Source organism: Nostoc sp. ChiVER01, from assembly GCF_034531155.1.
Lineage (GTDB): Bacteria > Cyanobacteriota > Cyanobacteriia > Cyanobacteriales > Nostocaceae > Nostoc.
On the sequence record NZ_JAVRBS010000003.1, the window covers coordinates 282,809 to 303,652 of the forward strand.

Below are 20,844 nucleotides of genomic sequence, written 5' to 3' on the forward strand. Positions count from 1 at the left end.
ACTGATATGGATGCTATTAAAACTAAATGCTGGTGACAAGAAATGACTAATAATCAACAACTTGCTTATCGTCTGATTCAACAAGAGCATATAAAGCGTCTAGGCACAGGCGAATTAGTCCTGCTCCGTAATCGCCGTCAGCAAAAGCCTGTTGTGATGAATCCAAGTTTTACTGGTCGGATTCTAAACACAATCGCGGTTGCCTCTGTTGTCAGTACTTGTTTATTTGGGATAGGCACGCTTTCGTGTTGGGGCTTAGAGATTATTGAGGCGAACACAAAATCAATTTCCCTCAGTAAAGAGCATGAGTGGCAGACACGAAAACATATCTGTTTGGGCTGGATGCTTGTTGGGTTTTCCAGCTTTGTTGCTAGTGCCTCGTTAGCTGAAAAGCCTCAGCAACAAATCAATGAATAGACTAACTGTTAAAGACTCTTTTATTCATTAAGCAAACAACAGCATTTTAAATATGAAACTACCTCAAATGATCGTCACAACAGTGGCGGCAATCACTTTTGGATATATCGGTTCCCAATACTTCACCAGAAATATTATGTATATCATAGGCGGTGGAATGATTGGGGTTGGTGCAGTAGCATATGTAATTACGCCCGGAACCAAACAAAAGCCAACCCACACACAACCAAAGGAGCCTGCGAAAACTACTCGCCACTGAGCGCCGTAGTTCTCAGATGGGAACAAATGCTCAAAAAATTAATAAATCGTCAGTCCCTACGAAGAAGTCAAAAGTCAAAAGTCAACTTCACGGTGTGGGTTCAGAACTTCTAATTTCCTCCACTTGACCAACTTCGAAAATGAGAGTGAATGGTTGCCCCATCTCTTGCTTGATAAATTCTTCTAATAACTCTACTTGCCGAGGTGTAACAGGCTCTCTTGCTCGGACACTCAAACGAACTTCTGGAGGATTTGTCAACCAATTGGTATTACTGTTAAGTAACTGCAATCGCCCAAAGGTGACAGTTCGATTTAATAAGGCTCGTCGTAAGCTAGTTTCTAGTTGCGATTGCCGTACAAGTCGAGCAAAGCTGACTCCCAAGGGAATTAACAGGATAGCTGTCAAAGTCATAGTCCAAATTAGAGGTTGACGGGCCCGCGCCATTGAAGTGTAACCCGCTACTAAGAATGTCACCATACAGGAGAGCGCAATACCTAGCAAGTTGGTAAGATAAAGTAGGGTTGCTCCTAAACTGAGTGACCAATTTCCTTGTGCCAAGCCTAAGCCAATCACACAGATGGGGGGCATAAGGGCAACAGCGATCGCAGTTCCCGCTAAACTAGTAGATATTTTCGTCTCAACTTTCGCATAACCACTGATACCACCAGCCGCTACCGCAATTCCTAAATCTAACAATGTTGGTCTGGAACGAGCTAGCACTTCACTACCATAGCTGGGCAACCCCACCAGCAAACCCAGAGTAAAGGCGATCGCTACCGCTAACAGCGTGCCCAATGCTACAGCAATTACACCCTTGCGAAACAAAATAATATCTGCTTGCAAAGCACCAAAAGCTAAACCGCGAATCGGCAACATTAGAGGGGCAATGATCATCGCGCCAATAATCACGGCCGCACTGTTGGATAATAAACCCAAAGTTGCGATCGCACAGGAGCTAACAATCAAAATTATGTAAGCTGAGTCTAAGGTTGATTCTGCCAGCAAGTCTGTTTGTAGCTGTTGGAGTTGTTCCGGCTGCGAACCCCGGCGGCGGAAATTTTGAAAGCGGTCTCGAATGTTATTACCCAAGACCTTCCTCCTGAATGCTTGGTTAACTGTAAAATCTTTATTCTCTGTTAATTAAAGTCTTACATTGAACTGGTGTCATCTGAAAATAGTCAAATGATAATAAGTGCAAAATTATACCAAAAATATTTTTATGGTACTTGAATCAGCGATCGCCGAGGAAGTCATTACAAACAATCTCAAGCAGTTTCTGTTGGTGCTTTCGGTGTCTCTGGGTGTGGCGACACTACCGCAGATATTTAGCTGGTTTCGCAATATACCTTACACCTTGCTACTAGTGATTGTCGGGTTAGGTTTGGCGTTTGTCGATGTCCGTTTAGTAACCCTTTCCCCCGAATTAATTTTGTTCATTTTTTTACCACCACTGCTATTTGAAGCCGCCTGGAATTTGAAATGGGCAGAACTGAAGCGGGATTTAGTGCCAATTTGCTTGTATGCAGTGTTCGGGGTAGTAATTGCGATCGCAGGGGTAGCGATCGCTCTTAATCAACTCGTTGGTATTTCTCTAACTACAGCTTTACTCATTGCAGCCAGCTTATCTGCCACTGACCCTGTTTCTGTCACCGCTTTGTTTCGTGAACTGGGCGTAGATAGTCGTCTTGTCACCTTAATGGAAGGCGAAAGCTTGTTCAATGATGGCATGGCTGTAGTTGCCTTTGGTTTTTTGGTGACGTTATCTTTGGGAACTGTAGAATTGGAATTCCAGCCAATTTTATTGCAGTTATTTACAGTTGTTGGCATCGGTTTAGCAGTGGGAGCTTTTATCGGATTTGGTATTTCCTACCTTACCCAGCGCTTTGATTTGCCGTTGGTGGAACAATCTTTAACTCTAGTTTCCGCTTATGGGACTTACCTGATTATTGAAGACTTGGGCGGTTCTGGGGTAATTGGAGTTGTCACCACAGGTTTGATTTTAGGCAACTTTGGCTCTCGTATCGGCATGAATCCCCGCACCCGGATTATTGTTTCCGAATTTTGGGAATTTCTCGCATTCTTTGTTAACTCAATTGTTTTTCTGCTGATTGGCGACCAAATACGCTTTGCTAGTTTAGGCGAAAACCTGCAAATCATAATGGTAACAGTGGCAGCAATGATTTTGATGCGAGCAGTTGGTATTTACATTCTCAGTAAATTAAGTACTAGCATCACCAAATCGGAAATTTCTTTACCAGAACAAACTATCCTATGGTGGGGTGGGTTACGCGGTTCCGTCTCCATTGCCCTGGCATTGAGTGTATCGACGACACTGCCAGAGCAAGAAAAAATCATTGCAACGGTATTTGGAGTAGTATTATTTACTCTGCTTGTTCAGGGATTGAGCATCAAACCTTTACTGGAAAAACTTAATTTGCTAAGTGATGCACCCTTACGTGAGCAATATTTAGAATTTGTTGCCCGTCATGTTGCCTTAGAACGCGTTCTAGAACACCTCCAGGCAGACCAACGCCCCGGTATTGACCCAGAGTTTCGTCCTTATCAAGAGACACTAATCAAAGGCGAACTTGCAGATTTACGGCTAAAAATTGACAAATTACAGGGTGAATATCCCAATCTTCAGAGCTTTACAACAGAACAGTTCCGAGGAGAATTGTTGGCAATTGAAGCCGACACTTATGCAGAATTTGTCAAATCAGGTCGGTTAAATAAAGAATTAGCATCTATGCTTGAGGATGTTTTGTAGTTAGTCGTAACATAGCAATCCTAAATAATTCGCGATCAACAAGATCCCCGACTTTGTAAAAGTTGTTGGGGGTCTGCGGGTTGCAATTTTTACAAGTTTGAATTGCGAATTGCTTTAATCCCCCTGCGGATGCTCATCCCATAAAGTTGTCAGTTCTCGTAAACTCTGATGAGCGCCATTACCTAAAATTAGATGATCTAGTACCGGAATGCCCAAAAGCTGCGCCCCTACTAATAACTGACGCGTCAATTCTATATCTTCCTGGCTGGGTTCAAGGTTTCCAGAAGGATGGTTGTGGGCAACTATTACCCGCGTTGCTCCTTGACGAATAACTTCCCGAAAAATATCGCGAGGAGAAGCTAGGGTTTCGGTTGCTGTGCCAATGGTAATTATTTGTGTACCTAATAAGCGATTTTTAACATCTAAAAGCACCACTGCAAAACGTTCTTGTATTTGCCACATCAAATCTTGACTGAGGGTAGCAGCAGCAGCAAGTGGGCTATCAATTAATGTGCCATCATTGGGGCGAGATTGAAAGGCGCGTTTACCCAATTCAATTGCTGCTAAGATACTTGTCGCTTTCGCTGGGCCAACACCAGAAATTTGCATCAACTCAGCAGGGCTAACTTCTCGCAAAACTACCAAAGGATCGCGTTGGTGTTTGCCTAATTCGCTCAAAATATATTGTCCCAAACCCACGGCTGATAGTTTTCCTGGCCCCTGACCGGTGCCTAGAAGAATTGCGATTAACTCTGCTGTGGCTAAAATTTTTGCACCATGTGTCATTAATCGCTCACGCGGACGCTCATTTGTAGGTAGGTCGGCAATTCTGAGGCAATAGGTCATAAACTAAGATAATCATTACCACACATCAAACTATCTTTAGTTATCCCTTGTTTGCTCTAGAAATTATCTTAATTTGAAAAAATCTTTAATCTTTAGCAATTTTTTCCTTTCAGCACATCTTGCCTTCACAAAAATAATGGTCATCAATAGCAAGCTGTTACACCTAGAGTTAGGTGGCTTTATCAACTATGCTGTTATATGTGTGGTAATTGAGATTAGATAAATGTTAGTTTACCTAATATAATTCAATAATCTGTCATAAATCTCCGATATGAAACTCAATATCCGTGACGGATTTCATTTAACTAGCATTTACCCCACAGATAAAACTGCTTACTTAGAACATTTCAACGATAGAAGTATTTCTTATACAATTCCTGTCATTCCCTATCCTTATACAGAAGCTGCCGCAGATTGGTGGATACAGCATAGGCTTGAGTTTTTGAGAGAAAATGGAAGAGAAATATCCTTTGCACTTCGCAACCCTGAAGGTTATTTAATTGGCTCAGTTGGTGTAGATGACTTAAAAGTTGGACAAGCACATAGAGCAGAGATTGGCTATTGGCTAGCTAAAGCATATCGTGGGCAAGGATTAGCTACTGATGCGCTCCGTGTTTTTGTTAAGTACGCGTTTGATAATCTTGAAGTGATTCGCCTAACTGCTCATGTTATTGATTTCAATACCGCTTCAGTAAAGGTTTTAGAGAAAAACAGATTTAAGCTAGAAGGGTGCTTAAGGCAACATACGAAAACTCAAAACGGTATATTCAATACACTTGCCTACGGTTTGCTTAAAGGCGAGTGACAGCAGCCTAAAACCTATAGTCTAGATTCTTCATTGTGCTTCTCTATGAGAGGCTTCACTCAGAATGGCAAATTATACCTTCTTGGACTTTCCAAACATCTTCTGAAGTTTGAATAGCGTCAGCAAAGGGCGTAGTTTACCGCCGTAGGCATTGCATAATTCAGCAGCCCAACAAAACACTACATGCAATCGCAAACCCTGTAAATCCCTTCATTTTCACTGCTCACTGATAAATTTGCGTTGCTTTGAGCATGTGGTAGGTAATGATCAACTGAGTCAAAGCGAGAGGATAACTTTGGAGTGTTTCTCCAGTTGTACCAGCAATTTTTCCCAGTTCGGGATTACTTTCGCGATCGCAAATACTTCGTAAATGGGGCATATCAGAACAAATGATATGCTCTAGCTTATTCACCTGGTCTAAGGTTGCATGACCATCAACTTCTAAAACATCCACCGGCTTACTCATATCTCTGTCTAGTCCCAGGCGGATTGCTGAGTCAGAATTACCATAGCCAGAGTTGACAATCTGAGTAAAATCTGGATGGGGAATTGTTGGACGTAGTACCAAACGCACATTCAGGTGTCCATTGGTTTCATCATCTTCCCCGGTGGGTGGGTAGAAACTGATTACTATATCAGACCATTGTCGCTGCGGACGGATAAACTCTGCTGAGTCTGGTTCGCGTTTTTCTAATTCTGCTAGTACCTGTTCTGGTGTGTAGCCGCGCTTTTGTGTGTCTCGCTTAACTTTCCACTTAGAGCGTAGTTCTTCAGGCGGTGCTAGGTAAACTTTCACGTCGTAACAATCGCGGGCACCACGCGTAGAATAACCGAGTAATCCCTCAATAATCACGAATTTATTCGGCTTAATATACTGCGGTGGCTCGAATGTGCCAGTTTTATGGCTATAAACTGGTTTAAGAATTGGCTGTCCTGTGCGTAGCAGCGACAGGTGTTGCTGCATAATATCTAAATGGTTGCAGTCTGGGTGGAGGGCAGTGATGCCAATCTCTGCACGCTGTTGGCGATCGTAACGGTGATAGTCATCTGTGCATATCAGCGTCACATTTTCTGGGCCGAGTACCTGAGCGATTCCTCGCGTTAGTGTTGTTTTCCCAGCAGCGCTGTCGCCTACAATACCAAGAATTATTGGACGGCTCATCATACCTCCCAGAATACAAGCAAGTTTAGTAATAAAATTTCCCTACAATAGTTTTTATTCTAGAAGGGTTTAGGCAAGTAACTCAAACAAAGGCTTGGTATGCAATATCTCTACATATATAGAATGTGTGTGCGATGCCTACGGGAGTAAACTACGCTGTTGGCGCAATAATGACAATCTACCTTCCTTTTAGAGTTATCTGTACGCATAATGAGCGATGTAAAAGTAGATTGTAATTTTAGACTTTTCTTGCGGAATCCACTCTCAGCCGTAGATACTCAATTTTGATACAGGTATCCATCACTACGTTGAGTCCTGCTTCTGTTGCTTTTTGTGCTGATGATTGATCCCAGATACCCAATTGCGCCCACACAGTTTTAACGTTGATCGAAATTGCTTTATCTACAATTGCTGGCAAGTACTCAGAACGCCGAAACACATTAACAATATCCACAGGTTCTGGTAATTCCTGAAGTGCAGCATAACTGGATTGACCGTCAATTTCTTTAATTAAAGGGTTGACGGCATAGACTTTGTAGCCAACTTGCCGCAAAAATTGGGCGATTTGATAGCTGGTACGATGGCGTTTATCAGAGTAACCCACAACAGCGATAGTTTTGGCTTGCGTTAACACCTTAAGCAAGAGGTTATCATCTTCTTTGAGGTTTGGCATGATCTAAATATCCTGAGCGTAGGCGCAGCCCGTCGTAGACATCGCTTTGATCATTATACTGAGTTGTATTTAAAGATAATTTTGACTTCTAAAAAATCCTTGGCGAGTATCAAAGACTCATTCACAAGTTCATAATCCCCAATTTTATGACAACTCAAACACTAGGACTCGAACAAAACCTTTATGACTATTTACTATCAGTCTCTTTGCGAGAAGCGGAAATCTTAACCCAACTGAGACAGGAAACAGCCCAGTATCCAATAGGGAGAATGCAGATTGCTCCCGAACAGGGGCAATTTTTGGCATTATTGGTGCAGTTATTGGGAGCTAAAAAAACTTTGGATATTGGGGTATTTACAGGTTATAGTTCTTTGGTGGTAGCATTGGCGTTACCGAGAGACGGTAAAGTGGTAGCCTGTGATGTGAGTGATGAATTTACAACGATCGCTCGGCGCTATTGGCAGCAAGCGGGAGTGGCGGATAAAATTCAACTGCACATTGCCCCAGCTTTGGAGACTTTGGATCGGCTACTAGCAACCAAAGAAGCGGAAACCTTTGATTTTGCTTTTATCGATGCAGATAAGAGCAACTATGATGGTTATTATGAGCGATCACTACAATTAGTGCGTCCCGGGGGACTGATTGTGATCGATAATGTCCTCTGGTCAGGTAAGGTTGCCGACCCCCAAGTGCAAGATAATAGAACTAAAAAGATTCGTGCCTTTAATCAAAAGCTGCATCTTGACCAGCGAGTTAGTCTGAGTTTAGTAGCGATCGCAGATGGTTTGACTCTGGCACTGAAGAAATGAGAAGTCCTGCTGAAGAGAGAATTCAGAATTCAATATGCTTAGGTTAGCGCCAAAAACCTTGAAATGTGTAGGTTGGGTTAAGCAAAGCGCAACCCAACCTACAATTTTCCACAAAGCCAAGCGTATTGATTCAGAATGTTTGAATTTAGAATACCCCAGTAGTCAAGTCAGGGCTAAGAGTCACAAAAAAAAGAATTTAATATCACGCGCGTTTAAAATCGCTAATCCATTCTGGATTCTGGCTCCTGAATTCTGAACTATTGAAGTATCTTTAAATTTTGAATTTTGAATTTTGAATTGTTAATCGGTTGTATATTATTAATATACTAAAATTGAATAAATGTCTCTACTAACTGTTTAACCTTTAATAGTAATATTCGTGGAAGATATTCTGCAAGCAGTAGAAAGAATTTTGCAAGACAAGCCTCTTGCATCAATTCAATGTTTTGTGCTATCTCAATCGTGGTTGGGCAAAACTTACGAGGAAATGGCAGAGGTATCAGGCTACCGCAACAATTACATCAAAGAAGTTGGCTCTGAGTTGTGGCAAGACCTTTCCGTTGCACTTGGAAAGAAAATAACGAAAAAAAATCTGCATTTAGCCTTGCAGAAATATCTCCAAGAGAAGATAACTGATCGAGAGAATCAGAGTCAAGAAAAATTGGGCGAAGAATCTAGCTTAGAAATGGTTTCTCCAGACTTGTCTTCAGCAAGCAAGATCGAATTTCCAAGCGGCCCTGTACCACTGGGTTCTCCTCTTTACATCAACCGCCCTCCCTTAGAAGAACTTGTTTATAACGAGATTTTACACCCTGGTTGCTTAATCCGAATTAAAGCACCTAGAAAAACGGGAAAAAGTTCTCTGCTGAACCGAATGATTGCTTATGCTAAAGAGCAAGGTTATCAAATTGCCTATTTGGACTTTCAAGAAGCTGACGAAGATATTTTTGCTTCTCTGGATAAATTTTTGCGTTGGTTTTGTGTCAATGTCAGCAGACAATTAAATCTCCTTCCCTGTCTAGATGATTTTTGGGATACGGAAATGGGCAGCAAGGTAAGCTGCAAAATCTATTTTGAAGCATATCTGCTGCAATACATTGAGCAAAGTCCTGTAGTTTTGGCTTTGCATGAAGTCCATCGAGTTTTTGAACATCCCAATATTGCCCAAGACTTTCTGCCAATGCTGCGATTTTGGCACGAACAAGCAAAGCAGGATCAAATCTGGCAAAAACTACGAATGGTAGTAGTTCATACCACAGAGATTTATATTCCACTCAAGCTAAACCAATCGCCTTTTAATGTTGGGATCACAATTACATTGCCGCCGTTTACCCTCAATCAGATACAGAAATTAGCATTAGCTTACGGGCTACATTGGGCAGCAGACTCTGAAGGGGCAAAACGCCTTGTACCTTTACAAGCAATGGTAGGAGGACATCCTTATTTGGTGAGCCTGGCGCTTTATCATTTATATCATGAAGAAATAACATTAGAGGTGTTACTAGAAAGCGCATCTACACAAGTGGGAATTTACAGTCAGCATTTACGAGAACTGTTGAGCTTACTCCAAAAAGAACCAGAATTAATGTTAGCTATGAAAAAGGTAATTGCCACAGACGAAAAAGTGGAGCTAGACGCGATCGCTGCTTACAAGCTAGAAAGTATGGGCTTGGTTCAATTAAACGGCAATCAAGCTCATATAATGTGTGAGTTATATCGCTTTTATTTTAGCCAACAACTAGGACGTTCAGGATCATAATAGTTCTGGTAAACTATTGAAACAGAGATAATAAAAATACTTGTTCTCGTTCTTAATATGAATTTAATCAATTATCTCGATGCAAATTCATTTATTAAAAATGAAAACTAGTTTAAAATCTTAAATCAAATGAACAATTATCGATACCAAGTTGGTGGAACCCTGACAACTGACGCTCCTAGCTATGTTGGGCGCAAAGCAGATGTAGAACTTTACGAAGCCTTGAAGCAGGGAGAATTTTGCTACATCCTGAGCAGTAGGCAAATGGGCAAATCCTCACTTATGGTAAAAACAAAGCATCGCTTTCAACAAGAGGGCTTTAAATGTGCCACCGTTGATATGACTAATATCGGTTGTGACAATATAACTCCAGAGCAATGGTATAAGGGAGTGGTAGGTGATTTATGGTTAGGTTTTAAACTGTTAGGTAAAGTCAATTTGAAAAGCTGGTGGCAAGAACAAAAAGATATTTCTTTAGTTCAGAAAGTTAGCCGATTTATTTCGGAAATTCTGTTAGCTCAGTTTCCTAACGAAAGACTATTCATTTTTATTGATGAAATTGATAGCATTCTCAGCCTCGATTTCTCTGTTGATGACTTTTTTAGCTTGATTCGCTTTTGTTATAACCAACGAGCAATTGATCCAGATTATCATCGGATTACATTTGCAATTTTTGGTGTTGCAACACCTTCAGACTTAATTCGATATCGAAATAATACTACTCCGTTTAATATAGGTAAAGCCATTCAAGTAAATGGATTTACATTTGAAGAAGCTCAAACTTTATCTTTAGGACTGAATATTAAAGATAATCATCCCCAAAAAATTTTGAAAGAAATATTAGCTTGGACAGAAGGACAACCATTTCTTACTCAAAAGCTATGTCGCCTACTTGTCACTTTATCTCAAAATGATGTGAGTAAAAAATTCAAAATTCCCCCTGGTGCAGAAGAATTTTGGATAGAAAATGTAGTGCGATCGTACATTATCGAAAAATGGGAATCACAAGATGAACCAGAGCATTTACGGACAATTCGCGATCGCATCCTGGGAAACGAACAAATTGCCGCAAGATTGCTGGGAATTTATCAACAAATCCTCCAAGGAGTGCAAGTCCTAGCCGACGATAGCCGAGAACAGGGAGAACTGTTGTTATCTGGTTTAGTAATCAAAAAGCAAGGTTTTCTCCAAATTAAAAATCGAATTTATCAAGAAGTTTTCAATTTAGAATGGGTTGGAAAAAAATTAGCTTACTTACGCCCCTACTACGAAACCTTCAATGCATGGATAGCCTCAAAGGAAAAAGATGAATCTCGCTTATTGCGGGGACAAGCCTTAATTGATGCTCAAACTTGGGCAAATGGCAAAAGCTTGAGTAACTTAGATTATCGATTTTTAGCTGCTAGTGAAGAATTAGATCGGCGAGAAATGCAGCACGCATTAGAAGCCGAACGCGCCAAAGAAATTGAAGCACGACTTGCAGAACAACAAAAAAGGCTGATTCAACAAAAGAAAACTGCTACAATAGTGACACTTTTGCTCGTGGGAATGACAATCAAGTTGGTGATTTCTATAGTGTGGGGAGTGTCGCTTTTACGAAAGATTGATGCCTTAGAATCACAGTTAAAATGTAATCAGGTAGGGCATCAAGGTAAAAGAATAACTACAAATCCTCGCTTAGGTAGATGCTGAGGTGAATTAGAGATTTTAGAATATCATAGAGAAACGCAGGGCTTCCCAAAGCTGCCGATGATGTGAGTTAAAATCCTGATATCTTCAATAACTACTCACGCAGACAGCCCCAGAAAAAGCGATCGCTATGCTTCAGTACCCCAATCTCGAACAAGCGCTAAAATATCACTTCGGTTACGACAGATTCCGCCCCGGACAACGGCAAATTATCGAAGATGCGCTGCAAAATCGAGATTTATTGATTGTGATGCCTACGGGTGGGGGAAAATCTTTGTGTTTTCAGTTACCTGCATTAATCAAACAAGGCTTAACGGTGGTGGTGTCGCCATTAATCGCTTTGATGCAAGACCAAGTAGAAGGACTGCGAAACAATAATATTAACGCCACATTTCTCAATAGTAGTTTGAATCCCTATAAAGTGCGATCGCGGGAAGAAGCCATCCTCACCGGTAAAGTTAGACTACTTTACGTCGCCCCAGAACGTCTTTTGAGTGAAAGATTTCTCCCGTTTCTCGATTTAGTCAAAGAAAAAATTGGCATTGCGGCTTTTGCCATTGACGAAGCCCACTGCGTCTCTGAGTGGGGACACGACTTCCGCCCAGAATACCGCCAAATGAAATCTCTGCGGAAACGCTATCCTGATGTTCCTACACTCGCCCTCACTGCCACAGCAACCGATCGCGTCCGTGCTGATATTATCCAACAACTAGGGCTAAAGCAACCTAGTATCCACATTGCTAGCTTTAACCGCCAAAACCTTTATTACGAAGTTCGTTCTAAAACCAAGTCTGCGTATGCTGAATTATTAGAACTCATCCGAGAAAATGAAGGTTCAGCAATTATTTATTGCTTAACACGCAAAAAAGTTGATGAACTCACCTTTAAATTGCAAAATGATAAAATTTCTGCCTTGTCTTATCATGCCGGATTAACTGATGAAGAACGCAGCAGCAATCAAACTCGATTTATTCGGGATGATGTGCGCGTCATGGTGGCAACAATTGCCTTTGGAATGGGAATTAATAAGCCAGATGTGCGGTTAGTAATTCACTTTGATTTACCGCGTAATTTAGAAAGTTATTATCAAGAATCAGGTAGGGCGGGAAGGGATAATGAACCTTCACGTTGTACGCTTTTTTTTAGTTTCAGTGATATTAAAACTATTGAATGGAGTATTAACCAAAAAACTGACCCCCAAGAACAGTTGATTGCTAAACAACAACTGCGTCAAGTAATTGACTATGCTGAAGGTACTGTTTGTCGGCGGACAATTCAGCTAGGTTATTTTGGGGAACGTTTTCCCGGTAATTGCGGTAACTGCGATAATTGCCGTCATCCCAAACCAATGCAAGACTGGACAATTGAAGCCATGAAGTTTTTATCTTGTGTGGCGCGTTGTAAAGAAAGATTTGGGATGCTGCACATTATTGATGTGTTGCGGGGGGCAAAAAAAGACAAAATTATCCAGTACGAACACGATAAACTTTCTACCTACGGTATTGGCAAAGATAAAAGTGTAGATGAATGGCGAATGTTGGCGCGATCGCTTTTACATCAAGGGTTGCTAGAACAGACTAGCGATGGTTACTCAGTTTTGAAACTTAACCCCCTCAGTTGGGAAGTGATGCGGCGACAGCGTACAGTTTCCCTTGTTGTTCCCGTAGCACAAAAGGTTACTTGGGAAGAAGGGAGCGAGAAGGCTGTTGAAGCAGAGATATTAATGCAGAGGTTGCGATCGCTCCGTAAACAACTTGCTGATGAACAATCTGTACCACCTTATGTTGTATTTCAGGATTCTACCTTGAAATTGATGGCACAGGTACAGCCTACAACACTAACGGAATTTGGTAAACTTTCGGGTGTAGGCAGTCACAAACTTTCCCAATATGGCGATAAATTCCTCACAGAAATTCGCGCCTACCGCCAAGAAAAAGGTTTGATAGATCCACCCCAAGTTAGTTTTACACCCTCTGTTAGCTTACCTTCTGACACAGAAATATTCACATTACAATTACATAAACAAGGTTTAAGTGTTAATGAAATTGCCAAAAAACGCAATATTCGCCCTACAACAATTATTCGCCATTTGACAGATTTGATTGAAAAAAATCAGCCTGTAGATATAAATCAGTTAGTACCTCTTGAACATCAACAAAAAATTTGGCAAGTTTTAGAAGTGCTTGGTGATATCTCTTTAACACCAATTCGAGAACAACTCGGTGAAAGCTACACTTATGATGAAATTCGCTTAGTACGGGGTAAATGGCGGCGTGAAAATCGCAAGTGATAATTAAATTTTAAAGGATGTTTCAAAAATATTGGGCGAATAGAAATCGCTAGGACTAGTATTAATTGAGACTTTACAAATATGCTCTTATTTTGTTGCGAATGCACCCTTTATAGCTGTAATTCGAGATGAACTAAAATTATCCGAAAAAAGGCCCGCTTTTGATAGTGCCATCGGGCATAGTAGTCTGGTAAACAAAAATCCTCTAATCGCCACAGCTTTACAAACATCCTCTTATGATTAAAATACAAGAGCAAGATTAAAGGAGTTAGCTGATGAGTCAGATGCTTAATACAGGAGTACGCTGGACAATTCACGATGTAGAACTCTTTGCAGAAAATGAAGGGACGCGGTACGAGATAGTTGATGGAGAATTATTTGTGACCAGGGCGCCTCACTTTAAACATCAGCAAACTTGTGGCAGAATTTTCCAACAGCTTAACATTTGGTCAGAGTCTACTGGTTTAGGGGAAGCTGTAATCAACCCAGGCGTTTTGTTTTCAGAATCAGATAATGTGATTCCTGATGTAGTTTGGGCTACTAAAGAAACCTTGGCCCTAACATTGGATGAAGCGGGACATTTAACTGGCGCACCAGATTTAGTAATCGAAGTTTTGTCTGCTAGCCAGGAAGACCTAAGACGGGATAAGGAAGCTAAACTTAAACTTTATTCCTCCAGAGGAGTAAAAGAATATTGGATTGCTGATTGGCGATCGCGTAAACTAGAGGTCTATCGGCGCGAACAAACTCAACTTAATTTGGTAGCAACCCTATTTAGTAGTGATATTATAATTTCTCCTTTATTGACTGGTTTTAGCTGTACTGTGAACCAGTTTTTTCCTACATAAATTTTAGGTTTAATGGAAAAACAAATTTCAAGTAACGGATTAACTAAAGTCCAGGTACTGATTATGGCGATCGCATCTGGTGTTTGTGTTGCTAACGTTTATTATAATCAGCCAATCCTTCAAGATATTGCATCATCTTTTCGAGTCAGTGAAGGCGAAGCGGGTAGCATATCTGTGCTTACGCAAGTTGGTTACGGTTTGGGAATTTTCTTTTTAATTCCCTTGGGCGATAAAATCAACAAGAAAAAATTAATTCTTTGCTTAATGATATGTTTATTCTGTTTATTGATAGGCATGACGTTTTCACAAAACATCGTCGAAGTTTGGATATTGAGCATAGCAATTGGAATTGCGACAGTCTCTGCTCAGATTATTCTACCTTTAGCAGCAAGTATAGATAGAGTAACTACAGGTCAAACAGTAGGCAATATTTTTACTGGTATATTAATTGGAGTTTTAGGAGCAAGGGTTTTTAGTGGATATATTGCTGAATGGTTGAGTTGGCGTTATGTATATGGATTTTCAGCAGGAATGATTTTAATTGTTATTGTTTTGCTAAATATCTATTTACCAAGTGTAAAAAATGAGTTTAATGGTTATTATTTGGCATTATTAAGTTCAACACTCCACCAATTAAAACGTTTTTCATTATTAAGAGAAGCATCTTTAATTAGCGGGTTATTGTTTGGTGTTTTTTGCTCATTTTGGACAACATTGACTTTCCATCTAAGCGGAACACCTTTTAATTTCCAATCTGACACAATTGGGATGTATGGCTTTGTGGCGATCGCAGGTGCATTAATGGCACCAGTTTTTGGTAAACTAGCTGATAAAGGTAACTCCCAACGTTCCTTAACTCTTGCTGTATCGATGGTGATTGCAAGCTTAGTAATTGCTAAAATTGCTTCTAATTCTGCACTGGCGATCGCTGTTGCTGTACTGTTACTAGATGTAGGTGTACAAGCAACCCAAGTTACTAACGTCGCAAGAATATACACTCTTGATGCTCAATCGAATAGTCGCATCAACACAGTTTACATGACTACCTATTTTATTGGCGGTTCTGTAGGTACTAGCATTGGTCTATTATGCTGGAATCTCGGTGGCTGGAATTTGGTAACTTGGCAAATGTTATTTTTTACTGCGATCGCATTTTTTGTTATCGTCAGACCTAAAACAACTACAGCAAGAATAAATAATAAATAATCTCAAACTTTCATTTTTGAATATTACACTGAGATATCGCCTTGCAGCAATAACTAAATTTTCTCTTCATCAAGGCGATATCTCTATATAGTCAGCTTATATTAAGAAAAGCTGGGGATTTCAGAGTTGGAAACTTCTGAGGTTGCAGTATTTTGGCTTTTCGCGGATATAATTGCTAGCAATTTAGGCAGCACTAGGCAAGCAACAGTATTTAGCAGCGTCAGTAATATACCATCCATTAAACTCATATTGTGATTCTCCAGAATTCAAAATTGGTGTTTACTATATTTTTAGTTTGCAGCAAAATTAGTACAATTGCTTCAAATCAGGATTTTGAATTTGCTTTATTACATATAAGCTAACTAAATATATTCTGACAATCTCAAGGTGACTTGTACCGCAAGGCGGAAGTCAAAGATCAAAAGTCATGAAAAATATTCATAGTCATCATCTTATTTTTCTCTATCCAGAGATATAAAATAACGCTAGGACAATTTACTTCAAGAATCAGCAGACTTGTAAGCTAACTTTGTAACAAAATGTAAACCCGTCAAAGTCTTTGTGATTGCTTCTCTACGAGATGCTACGTAAACGTTGTACTCATAATTACCAATTATATAGTTATAAATTTTTATACTTACCTATTGAACACAGATGGTAATATTTATATTGTCCTTTTTCATGTAAAAAAAGGGCAATAAAACTTAATTTTTTCAAGGATAATACTTATGTCTTATCTCGCAAAGCTAAGTCGTTCACCACGTTTAATGAGTCTTGCGGCTTGTGGTGCAATCATAGCTACAATTCCTATCAATGCTGCTTTTGCAGCACCCACCGATCTTAGTAGTTATCAAAATTCCTGTCGGAACATTGATGTTAGTGGAGCCACCTTAACGGCAAGTTGCCGTAGAATTAATGGCACATACAACTCAACCTCAATCCTGATTCGGGGAATATTCAATGGGAATGGAGTTTTGCTTTATACTAGTAACCCCAGATCCGCTAGTAGTTATCAAAATTCTTGTCGCAACATTAATGTTGCTGGAGCTACCTTAACGGCAAGTTGCCGGAGAATTAATGGCACATACAACTCAACATCAATTCTGATTAAGGGAATAGACAATATTAATGGAGTTTTGCGCTATTCATAGGTAGACATTAGGCAACGTTAAAGTCGGTTGGGTTGCCAAAAATTAGGTGAGGTAGTTTATCTACCTCACCTAATTTTTAAAATAATTTACTGGTAATTTGTCCATCAATTCGGAGAACAATTAGCACAGAAATCAGGACTAAATTTACAGAATTGGCTGCCTGTCAATTGGTAAACTGTACAATAAGGAAAACTTGTAAGTTCAATTTTAGCTGCTTGTAATTTGGAAGCATTCGGCAACGCTTCAGTAAGTTTAGTTTTCTGGGCCAGAAAAAGGGCTAAAAGCTTAGGAAACGCCATGCAAGCAGCAATGTTGAGCAGCGTTAGCAGTATAGCGTCTATCAAATTCATAGGTAATCATCTCCTGTGAAACGTAGGCGTAGCTCGTCGTAGACATCGCTGTTCTTAGCTGCAAACACAATCATTGCTTGCAGTCTATGTAAATTAACTTTAACATAAATTTTTGTAAATATAAACGTGGAATTCCTGGAATTATCATACACAGAGGGGAATGTGGATAATAAGGACGGTTATTGTAGCGTAATAACAAAATAAGCTGGAAAACGATCCGTTTACGATATTTAGGTAAGGTGTTATGTCAAAAACCCAAACCGCGTCTTCTTTTTTATCTAATATTAGCGAACAAGAACGGCAGGCATTAAAGCGGTTGGTAGATTACACAAATGTGGAATCGCTGCCAGAAATTTGGCCTTTGGCAGCTGGGCGATTTGGTGATGTTGTCGCCCTCCGCAGCCCTCATGCTAAACCAGAAGTAGTAATTACTTATACCCAGTTGGCGGAGCAAATGCAACTATTTGCTGCTGGGTTGCAGGCGTTAGGAGTGAAGGTAGGCGATCGCATTTCCTTAATTTCTGACAACAGTCCTCGCTGGTTTATTGCTGATCAAGGGATAATGACTGCTGGAGCCGTTGATGCAGTGCGTAGCTCCCAAGCAGAAAAAGAAGAACTGCTATTTATCATCGCTAATAGTGGTAGTACAGCGATCGTAGTTGAAGATTTAAAAACACTTAAAAAACTGCAAGACCGTCTCAAAGATTTACCTATTCAGGTGGTAATATTACTGTCGGATGAAGCACCACCGACAGACGAAACCCTAAAGGCGCTGAACTTTACCCAGTTGCTCGAAATTGGGAAAAATCATAATTTTGTGCCAGTCAAGCAAAATCGTGATGCTCTAGCAACCCTAATTTACACCTCTGGAACCACAGGTAAACCCAAAGGTGTAATGCTGTCTTATAACAACTTGATGCACCAAGTACTCACTTTCAGGACAGTAGTACAACCAAATGTAGGCGATATCGTTCTCAGTATTTTACCTTCCTGGCATAGCTACGAACGAACTGTTGAATATTATTTACTATCTCAAGGTTGCACACAAGTTTATACCAACTTGCGCTCGGTAAAAGCAGATTTGAGACAATTTAAACCCAACTACATGGTGGGTGTACCTCGGCTATGGGAATCGATTTATGAAGGAGTGCAAAAGCAGTTCCGCGAACAACCAGCTAATAAACAACGCTTAATTAAGTTTTTATTGAGCAATAGCGAGAAATATATCAAAGCGCGGCGGGTTGCTCAAGGATTGGATTTAAATAATCTTCATGCTTCAGCCGTCGAACGATTAGCAGCTAAGATCCAAGCATCTGCTTTATTACCCCTCCATACTTTGGGAGAACGACTGGTTTATGCCAAAGTGCGAGAAGCCACCGGGGGACAAATTAAGCAGATGATTAGCGGCGGCGGTGCGCTTCCCAGACACATAGATAATTTCTTTGAGATTATTGGTGTGCAGATTTTGCAAGGTTACGGCTTGACAGAAACTTCTCCTGTTACCCATGTGCGTCGTCCTTGGCGAAATTTGATTGGTGCATCAGGGCAACCACTTCCAGCTACAGAAGCTAAAATCGTAGATCCTGAAACAAAAACGCCTTTACCAGTAGAAAAGCGAGGCTTAGTATTGTTGAAGGGGCCGCAGATTATGCAAGGCTATTACCAAAATCCGGAAGCGACAGCGAAAGCAATTGACGCTGATGGTTGGTTTGATAGCGGCGATTTGGGTTGGCTGACACCACAAGACGACTTGGTGCTAACTGGCAGAGCAAAGGATACGATTGTATTGACCAACGGGGAAAACATCGAGCCACAGCCGATCGAAGATGTGTGTTTGCGATCGCCATACATCGATCAAATTATGCTCGTCGGTCAAGATCAGCGCAGCCTGGGAGCCTTAATTGTCCCCAATATCGAAGCCTTAGAAAAATGGGCAGCCAGTCAAAATCTGACACTAGATACGCACAACGATTCGGTTACTTCTTCACCTACTCAAAAAATTGACTTCGAGAGTAGAATGATCCAGGATTTATTTCGGCAAGAATTGAATCGGGAAGTGCAAAATCGTCCAGGTTATCGACCGGATGACCGCATTGGAACGTTTAGACTGATTCTGGAACCGTTTTCCATCGAAAATGGCTTGATGACACAAACACTAAAAGTTCGCCGACACGTCGTTACGGAACGCTATCACGATATTATTGACGGCATGTTTGCCTGATTATTCCACCTCCCAACTAGTAAGAGTGAACGTGAAATATTTATGGATGTCTCCAAATCTAACTTGCTCCTGAAACGTGTTGTTAACGTCAAAGTCATTGTGACTCCCCTCTGGAAAGAGGAAGTACAACAGCAACTACAAACGCAAATCAATCAACTTGACCAGCAACTGCAACAGCTAGACGTAGAAGGACAAAGAGCGATCGCTGCAATTCAAAAGCAGAGTCTACAACCACCAGGCCCCCAGACCCTCCAACAAATTGACAATATCCAACTCCAAGTCAATCAAAAGAAAAGTGAATTTCTAGAGCAGAAAAATCAATTGCTGCAAAATCTCCAACAAGTGCAGTTTCTTCAGCAAGATCAAGAAGTCAACCAATTCCAAATGGAAGGCTTTTTCCGCGTAGAGATTGGTGATAACCTGATTAGCAAAATGCAAGTCGAAATCGTTCTCCGCGATGGCGTTGTAGAAGAAATTCGCGGCGACATTTAAATTTGTCATTTGTCCTCCCCTGCGGGAAGCCCTTCGGGTGACGCTCGTTCGCCCTTGGCGTGTCGTAGACAAGACTCGCTAACGCTGCGCTAACAGCAGTCGCTCATGGGGAAAACCCCCAAGACCTCGCTGCTTCACCGCTAAGGCGTCTATGTCATTTGTTTTATGACTAATGACCAATGTAGAGACGCGATTAATCGCGTCTCTACTGACAGATGTGATTTAACTTTGTTTGGGAGCGTCTCCCAGCCCAACATTCCACCTGGGAGCCAGCCCAAACAATTTGCCAGACTGGAGGTGAGCTAATAAAAAGCGATCGCCCAAAAGTAGTCATCTCAACTCGATATTTAATACCAACCGAATCATCACCCCCCTTGATTTGCGTAATCGTCACAAGGGCCTGATTTCGTTGTGGATAAGCTACCTCTACCTTTCGCGTTCCTCCCACTGCTCCTATGTCATCAAAGGCATTCAGCGCAAGGGTAGCAGGATCGCTACCTTGGAGAGATGAGTTGAGCTTTTCTAAAGGTATAGTTTTAAAATTTGAACGCTCTGAGTATGCCACAACCTCTTGAGATTGATGTATTGCTCCCACCTGCTGGGTTTGTACATCACTAGTCTCAACAATCGGTGTAGATTGCTGGTGGGTAATATATACTCCAGCGCCAGCAGTGGCAAAGATACTTAGTATCACAATCAAAAAGAATTTCAACTTTGCCGACATAAAAATAAACAGGAATTTCAAATAGGTTTATGACCAATTTTGAATTCTAGATTGAACTGCATTCTATATCCTCTACCTGTGAGAAGCTCCTGTATCTTAAGCAGTAGTTATGAGGAATATAAATAGCAATCCCATTTAATCTGTGAGAAACTCGTGATGGTTGTTCCAAGTCAACGACTAAAACGAGATCGAGATATTGGCTAACCATTGACGATAGCTCTGTATTATAGACCTCTAAGTTATATTTAGGTTCCTAGAGTTAGGAGACGCGATTAATCGCGTCTGTACAAGAGTGAGGAGTTAAGAACCCCCGCTGCTGCCCAATGCCCAATTAAAATATAAAATCTCCAGTCCAAAACTCTCCTACCAAGATACA

At 40.8% G+C, this 20,844-nt stretch carries 19 protein-coding genes; 13 read left to right on the forward strand and 6 right to left on the reverse strand.

Annotated elements, in window-relative coordinates:
- Positions 1–42: 42 nt before the first annotated feature.
- Together RMY00_RS05795 and RMY00_RS05800 are read left to right on the forward strand one after the other, a co-directional pair.
- On the forward strand, positions 43–417 hold the full coding sequence (locus RMY00_RS05795; RefSeq protein WP_322646639.1) for a hypothetical protein: 375 nt from the start codon (positions 43–45) through the stop codon (positions 415–417).
- 67 nt (positions 418–484) lie between these two features.
- Positions 485–676, forward strand: a complete 192-nt coding sequence (locus RMY00_RS05800) for a hypothetical protein (RefSeq protein ID WP_322646640.1) — start codon at positions 485–487, stop codon at positions 674–676.
- Between the two features lie 87 nt (positions 677–763).
- Here the strand turns inward: RMY00_RS05800 and RMY00_RS05805 are convergent, their stop codons facing one another.
- Positions 764–1,765: a DUF389 domain-containing protein gene (locus tag RMY00_RS05805; protein ID WP_322646641.1), complete on the reverse strand. Its 1,002-nt coding sequence runs from the start codon at positions 1,763–1,765 to the stop codon at positions 764–766.
- A 130-nt stretch (positions 1,766–1,895) separates the two neighbouring features.
- On the opposite strand from RMY00_RS05805, the gene RMY00_RS05810 reads away from it, so the two are divergent.
- A complete protein-coding gene (locus RMY00_RS05810; protein WP_322646642.1) occupies positions 1,896–3,443 on the forward strand; it encodes a sodium:proton antiporter in 1,548 nt (515 codons plus the stop codon).
- A 114-nt stretch (positions 3,444–3,557) separates the two neighbouring features.
- Here RMY00_RS05810 and radC read toward each other — a convergent pair whose 3' ends face one another.
- The gene (gene radC / locus RMY00_RS05815; RefSeq protein ID WP_322646643.1) at positions 3,558–4,289 is read right to left on the reverse strand and encodes a RadC family protein; all 732 of its coding nucleotides are present in this window, start codon (positions 4,287–4,289) and stop codon (positions 3,558–3,560) included.
- Positions 4,290–4,560: 271 nt separating this feature from the next.
- Between radC and RMY00_RS05820 the strand changes: the two genes are divergently transcribed.
- Entirely contained in the window at positions 4,561–5,094 is a 534-nt protein-coding gene (locus tag RMY00_RS05820) for a GNAT family N-acetyltransferase (protein ID WP_322646644.1), read from the forward strand.
- 223 nt (positions 5,095–5,317) lie between these two features.
- Here RMY00_RS05820 and RMY00_RS05825 read toward each other — a convergent pair whose 3' ends face one another.
- Together RMY00_RS05825 and RMY00_RS05830 are read right to left on the reverse strand one after the other, a co-directional pair.
- On the reverse strand, positions 5,318–6,256 hold the full coding sequence (locus RMY00_RS05825; protein WP_322646800.1) for a phosphoribulokinase: 939 nt from the start codon (positions 6,254–6,256) through the stop codon (positions 5,318–5,320).
- Between the two features lie 238 nt (positions 6,257–6,494).
- Positions 6,495–6,929 carry a CoA-binding protein gene (locus RMY00_RS05830; RefSeq protein WP_322646645.1) on the reverse strand — a complete coding sequence of 145 codons (435 nt, stop codon included), beginning with the start codon at positions 6,927–6,929 and terminating at the stop codon, positions 6,495–6,497.
- Positions 6,930–7,075: 146 nt separating this feature from the next.
- Between RMY00_RS05830 and RMY00_RS05835 the strand changes: the two genes are divergently transcribed.
- From RMY00_RS05835 to RMY00_RS05865, 7 genes are all read left to right on the forward strand, one after another.
- On the forward strand, positions 7,076–7,738 hold the full coding sequence (locus RMY00_RS05835; RefSeq protein ID WP_322646646.1) for a class I SAM-dependent methyltransferase: 663 nt from the start codon (positions 7,076–7,078) through the stop codon (positions 7,736–7,738).
- Between the two features lie 379 nt (positions 7,739–8,117).
- Positions 8,118–9,497, forward strand: a complete 1,380-nt coding sequence (locus RMY00_RS05840) for an AAA-like domain-containing protein (RefSeq protein WP_322646647.1) — start codon at positions 8,118–8,120, stop codon at positions 9,495–9,497.
- A 129-nt stretch (positions 9,498–9,626) separates the two neighbouring features.
- A complete protein-coding gene (locus RMY00_RS05845) occupies positions 9,627–11,189 on the forward strand; it encodes an AAA-like domain-containing protein (RefSeq protein ID WP_322646648.1) in 1,563 nt (520 codons plus the stop codon).
- A gap of 127 nt (positions 11,190–11,316) precedes the next feature.
- Positions 11,317–13,476 (forward strand): DNA helicase RecQ, encoded by a 2,160-nt coding sequence (gene recQ / locus RMY00_RS05850; RefSeq protein ID WP_322646649.1) that lies wholly within the window; start codon positions 11,317–11,319, stop codon positions 13,474–13,476.
- Between the two features lie 284 nt (positions 13,477–13,760).
- Positions 13,761–14,324: a Uma2 family endonuclease gene (locus RMY00_RS05855; RefSeq protein WP_416212044.1), complete on the forward strand. Its 564-nt coding sequence runs from the start codon at positions 13,761–13,763 to the stop codon at positions 14,322–14,324.
- Positions 14,325–14,336: 12 nt separating this feature from the next.
- Positions 14,337–15,530, forward strand: coding sequence for an MFS transporter (locus RMY00_RS05860; RefSeq protein WP_322646651.1), 1,194 nt, complete (start codon positions 14,337–14,339; stop codon positions 15,528–15,530).
- Between the two features lie 728 nt (positions 15,531–16,258).
- Complete coding sequence (locus RMY00_RS05865; RefSeq protein WP_322646652.1) at positions 16,259–16,681, forward strand: CVNH domain-containing protein; 423 nt, start codon at positions 16,259–16,261, stop codon at positions 16,679–16,681.
- Between the two features lie 104 nt (positions 16,682–16,785).
- Here the strand turns inward: RMY00_RS05865 and RMY00_RS05870 are convergent, their stop codons facing one another.
- Positions 16,786–17,031 (reverse strand): hypothetical protein, encoded by a 246-nt coding sequence (locus tag RMY00_RS05870; RefSeq protein ID WP_322646653.1) that lies wholly within the window; start codon positions 17,029–17,031, stop codon positions 16,786–16,788.
- Between the two features lie 244 nt (positions 17,032–17,275).
- Between RMY00_RS05870 and RMY00_RS05875 the strand changes: the two genes are divergently transcribed.
- Together RMY00_RS05875 and RMY00_RS05880 are read left to right on the forward strand one after the other, a co-directional pair.
- Positions 17,276–19,252, forward strand: a complete 1,977-nt coding sequence (locus tag RMY00_RS05875; RefSeq protein ID WP_322646654.1) for a long-chain fatty acid--CoA ligase — start codon at positions 17,276–17,278, stop codon at positions 19,250–19,252.
- 42 nt (positions 19,253–19,294) lie between these two features.
- Complete coding sequence (locus RMY00_RS05880) at positions 19,295–19,744, forward strand: YlqD family protein (protein WP_012412623.1); 450 nt, start codon at positions 19,295–19,297, stop codon at positions 19,742–19,744.
- A gap of 205 nt (positions 19,745–19,949) precedes the next feature.
- Here the strand turns inward: RMY00_RS05880 and RMY00_RS05885 are convergent, their stop codons facing one another.
- Positions 19,950–20,468 carry a hypothetical protein gene (locus tag RMY00_RS05885; RefSeq protein ID WP_322646655.1) on the reverse strand — a complete coding sequence of 173 codons (519 nt, stop codon included), beginning with the start codon at positions 20,466–20,468 and terminating at the stop codon, positions 19,950–19,952.
- Positions 20,469–20,844: the final 376 nt, after the last annotated feature.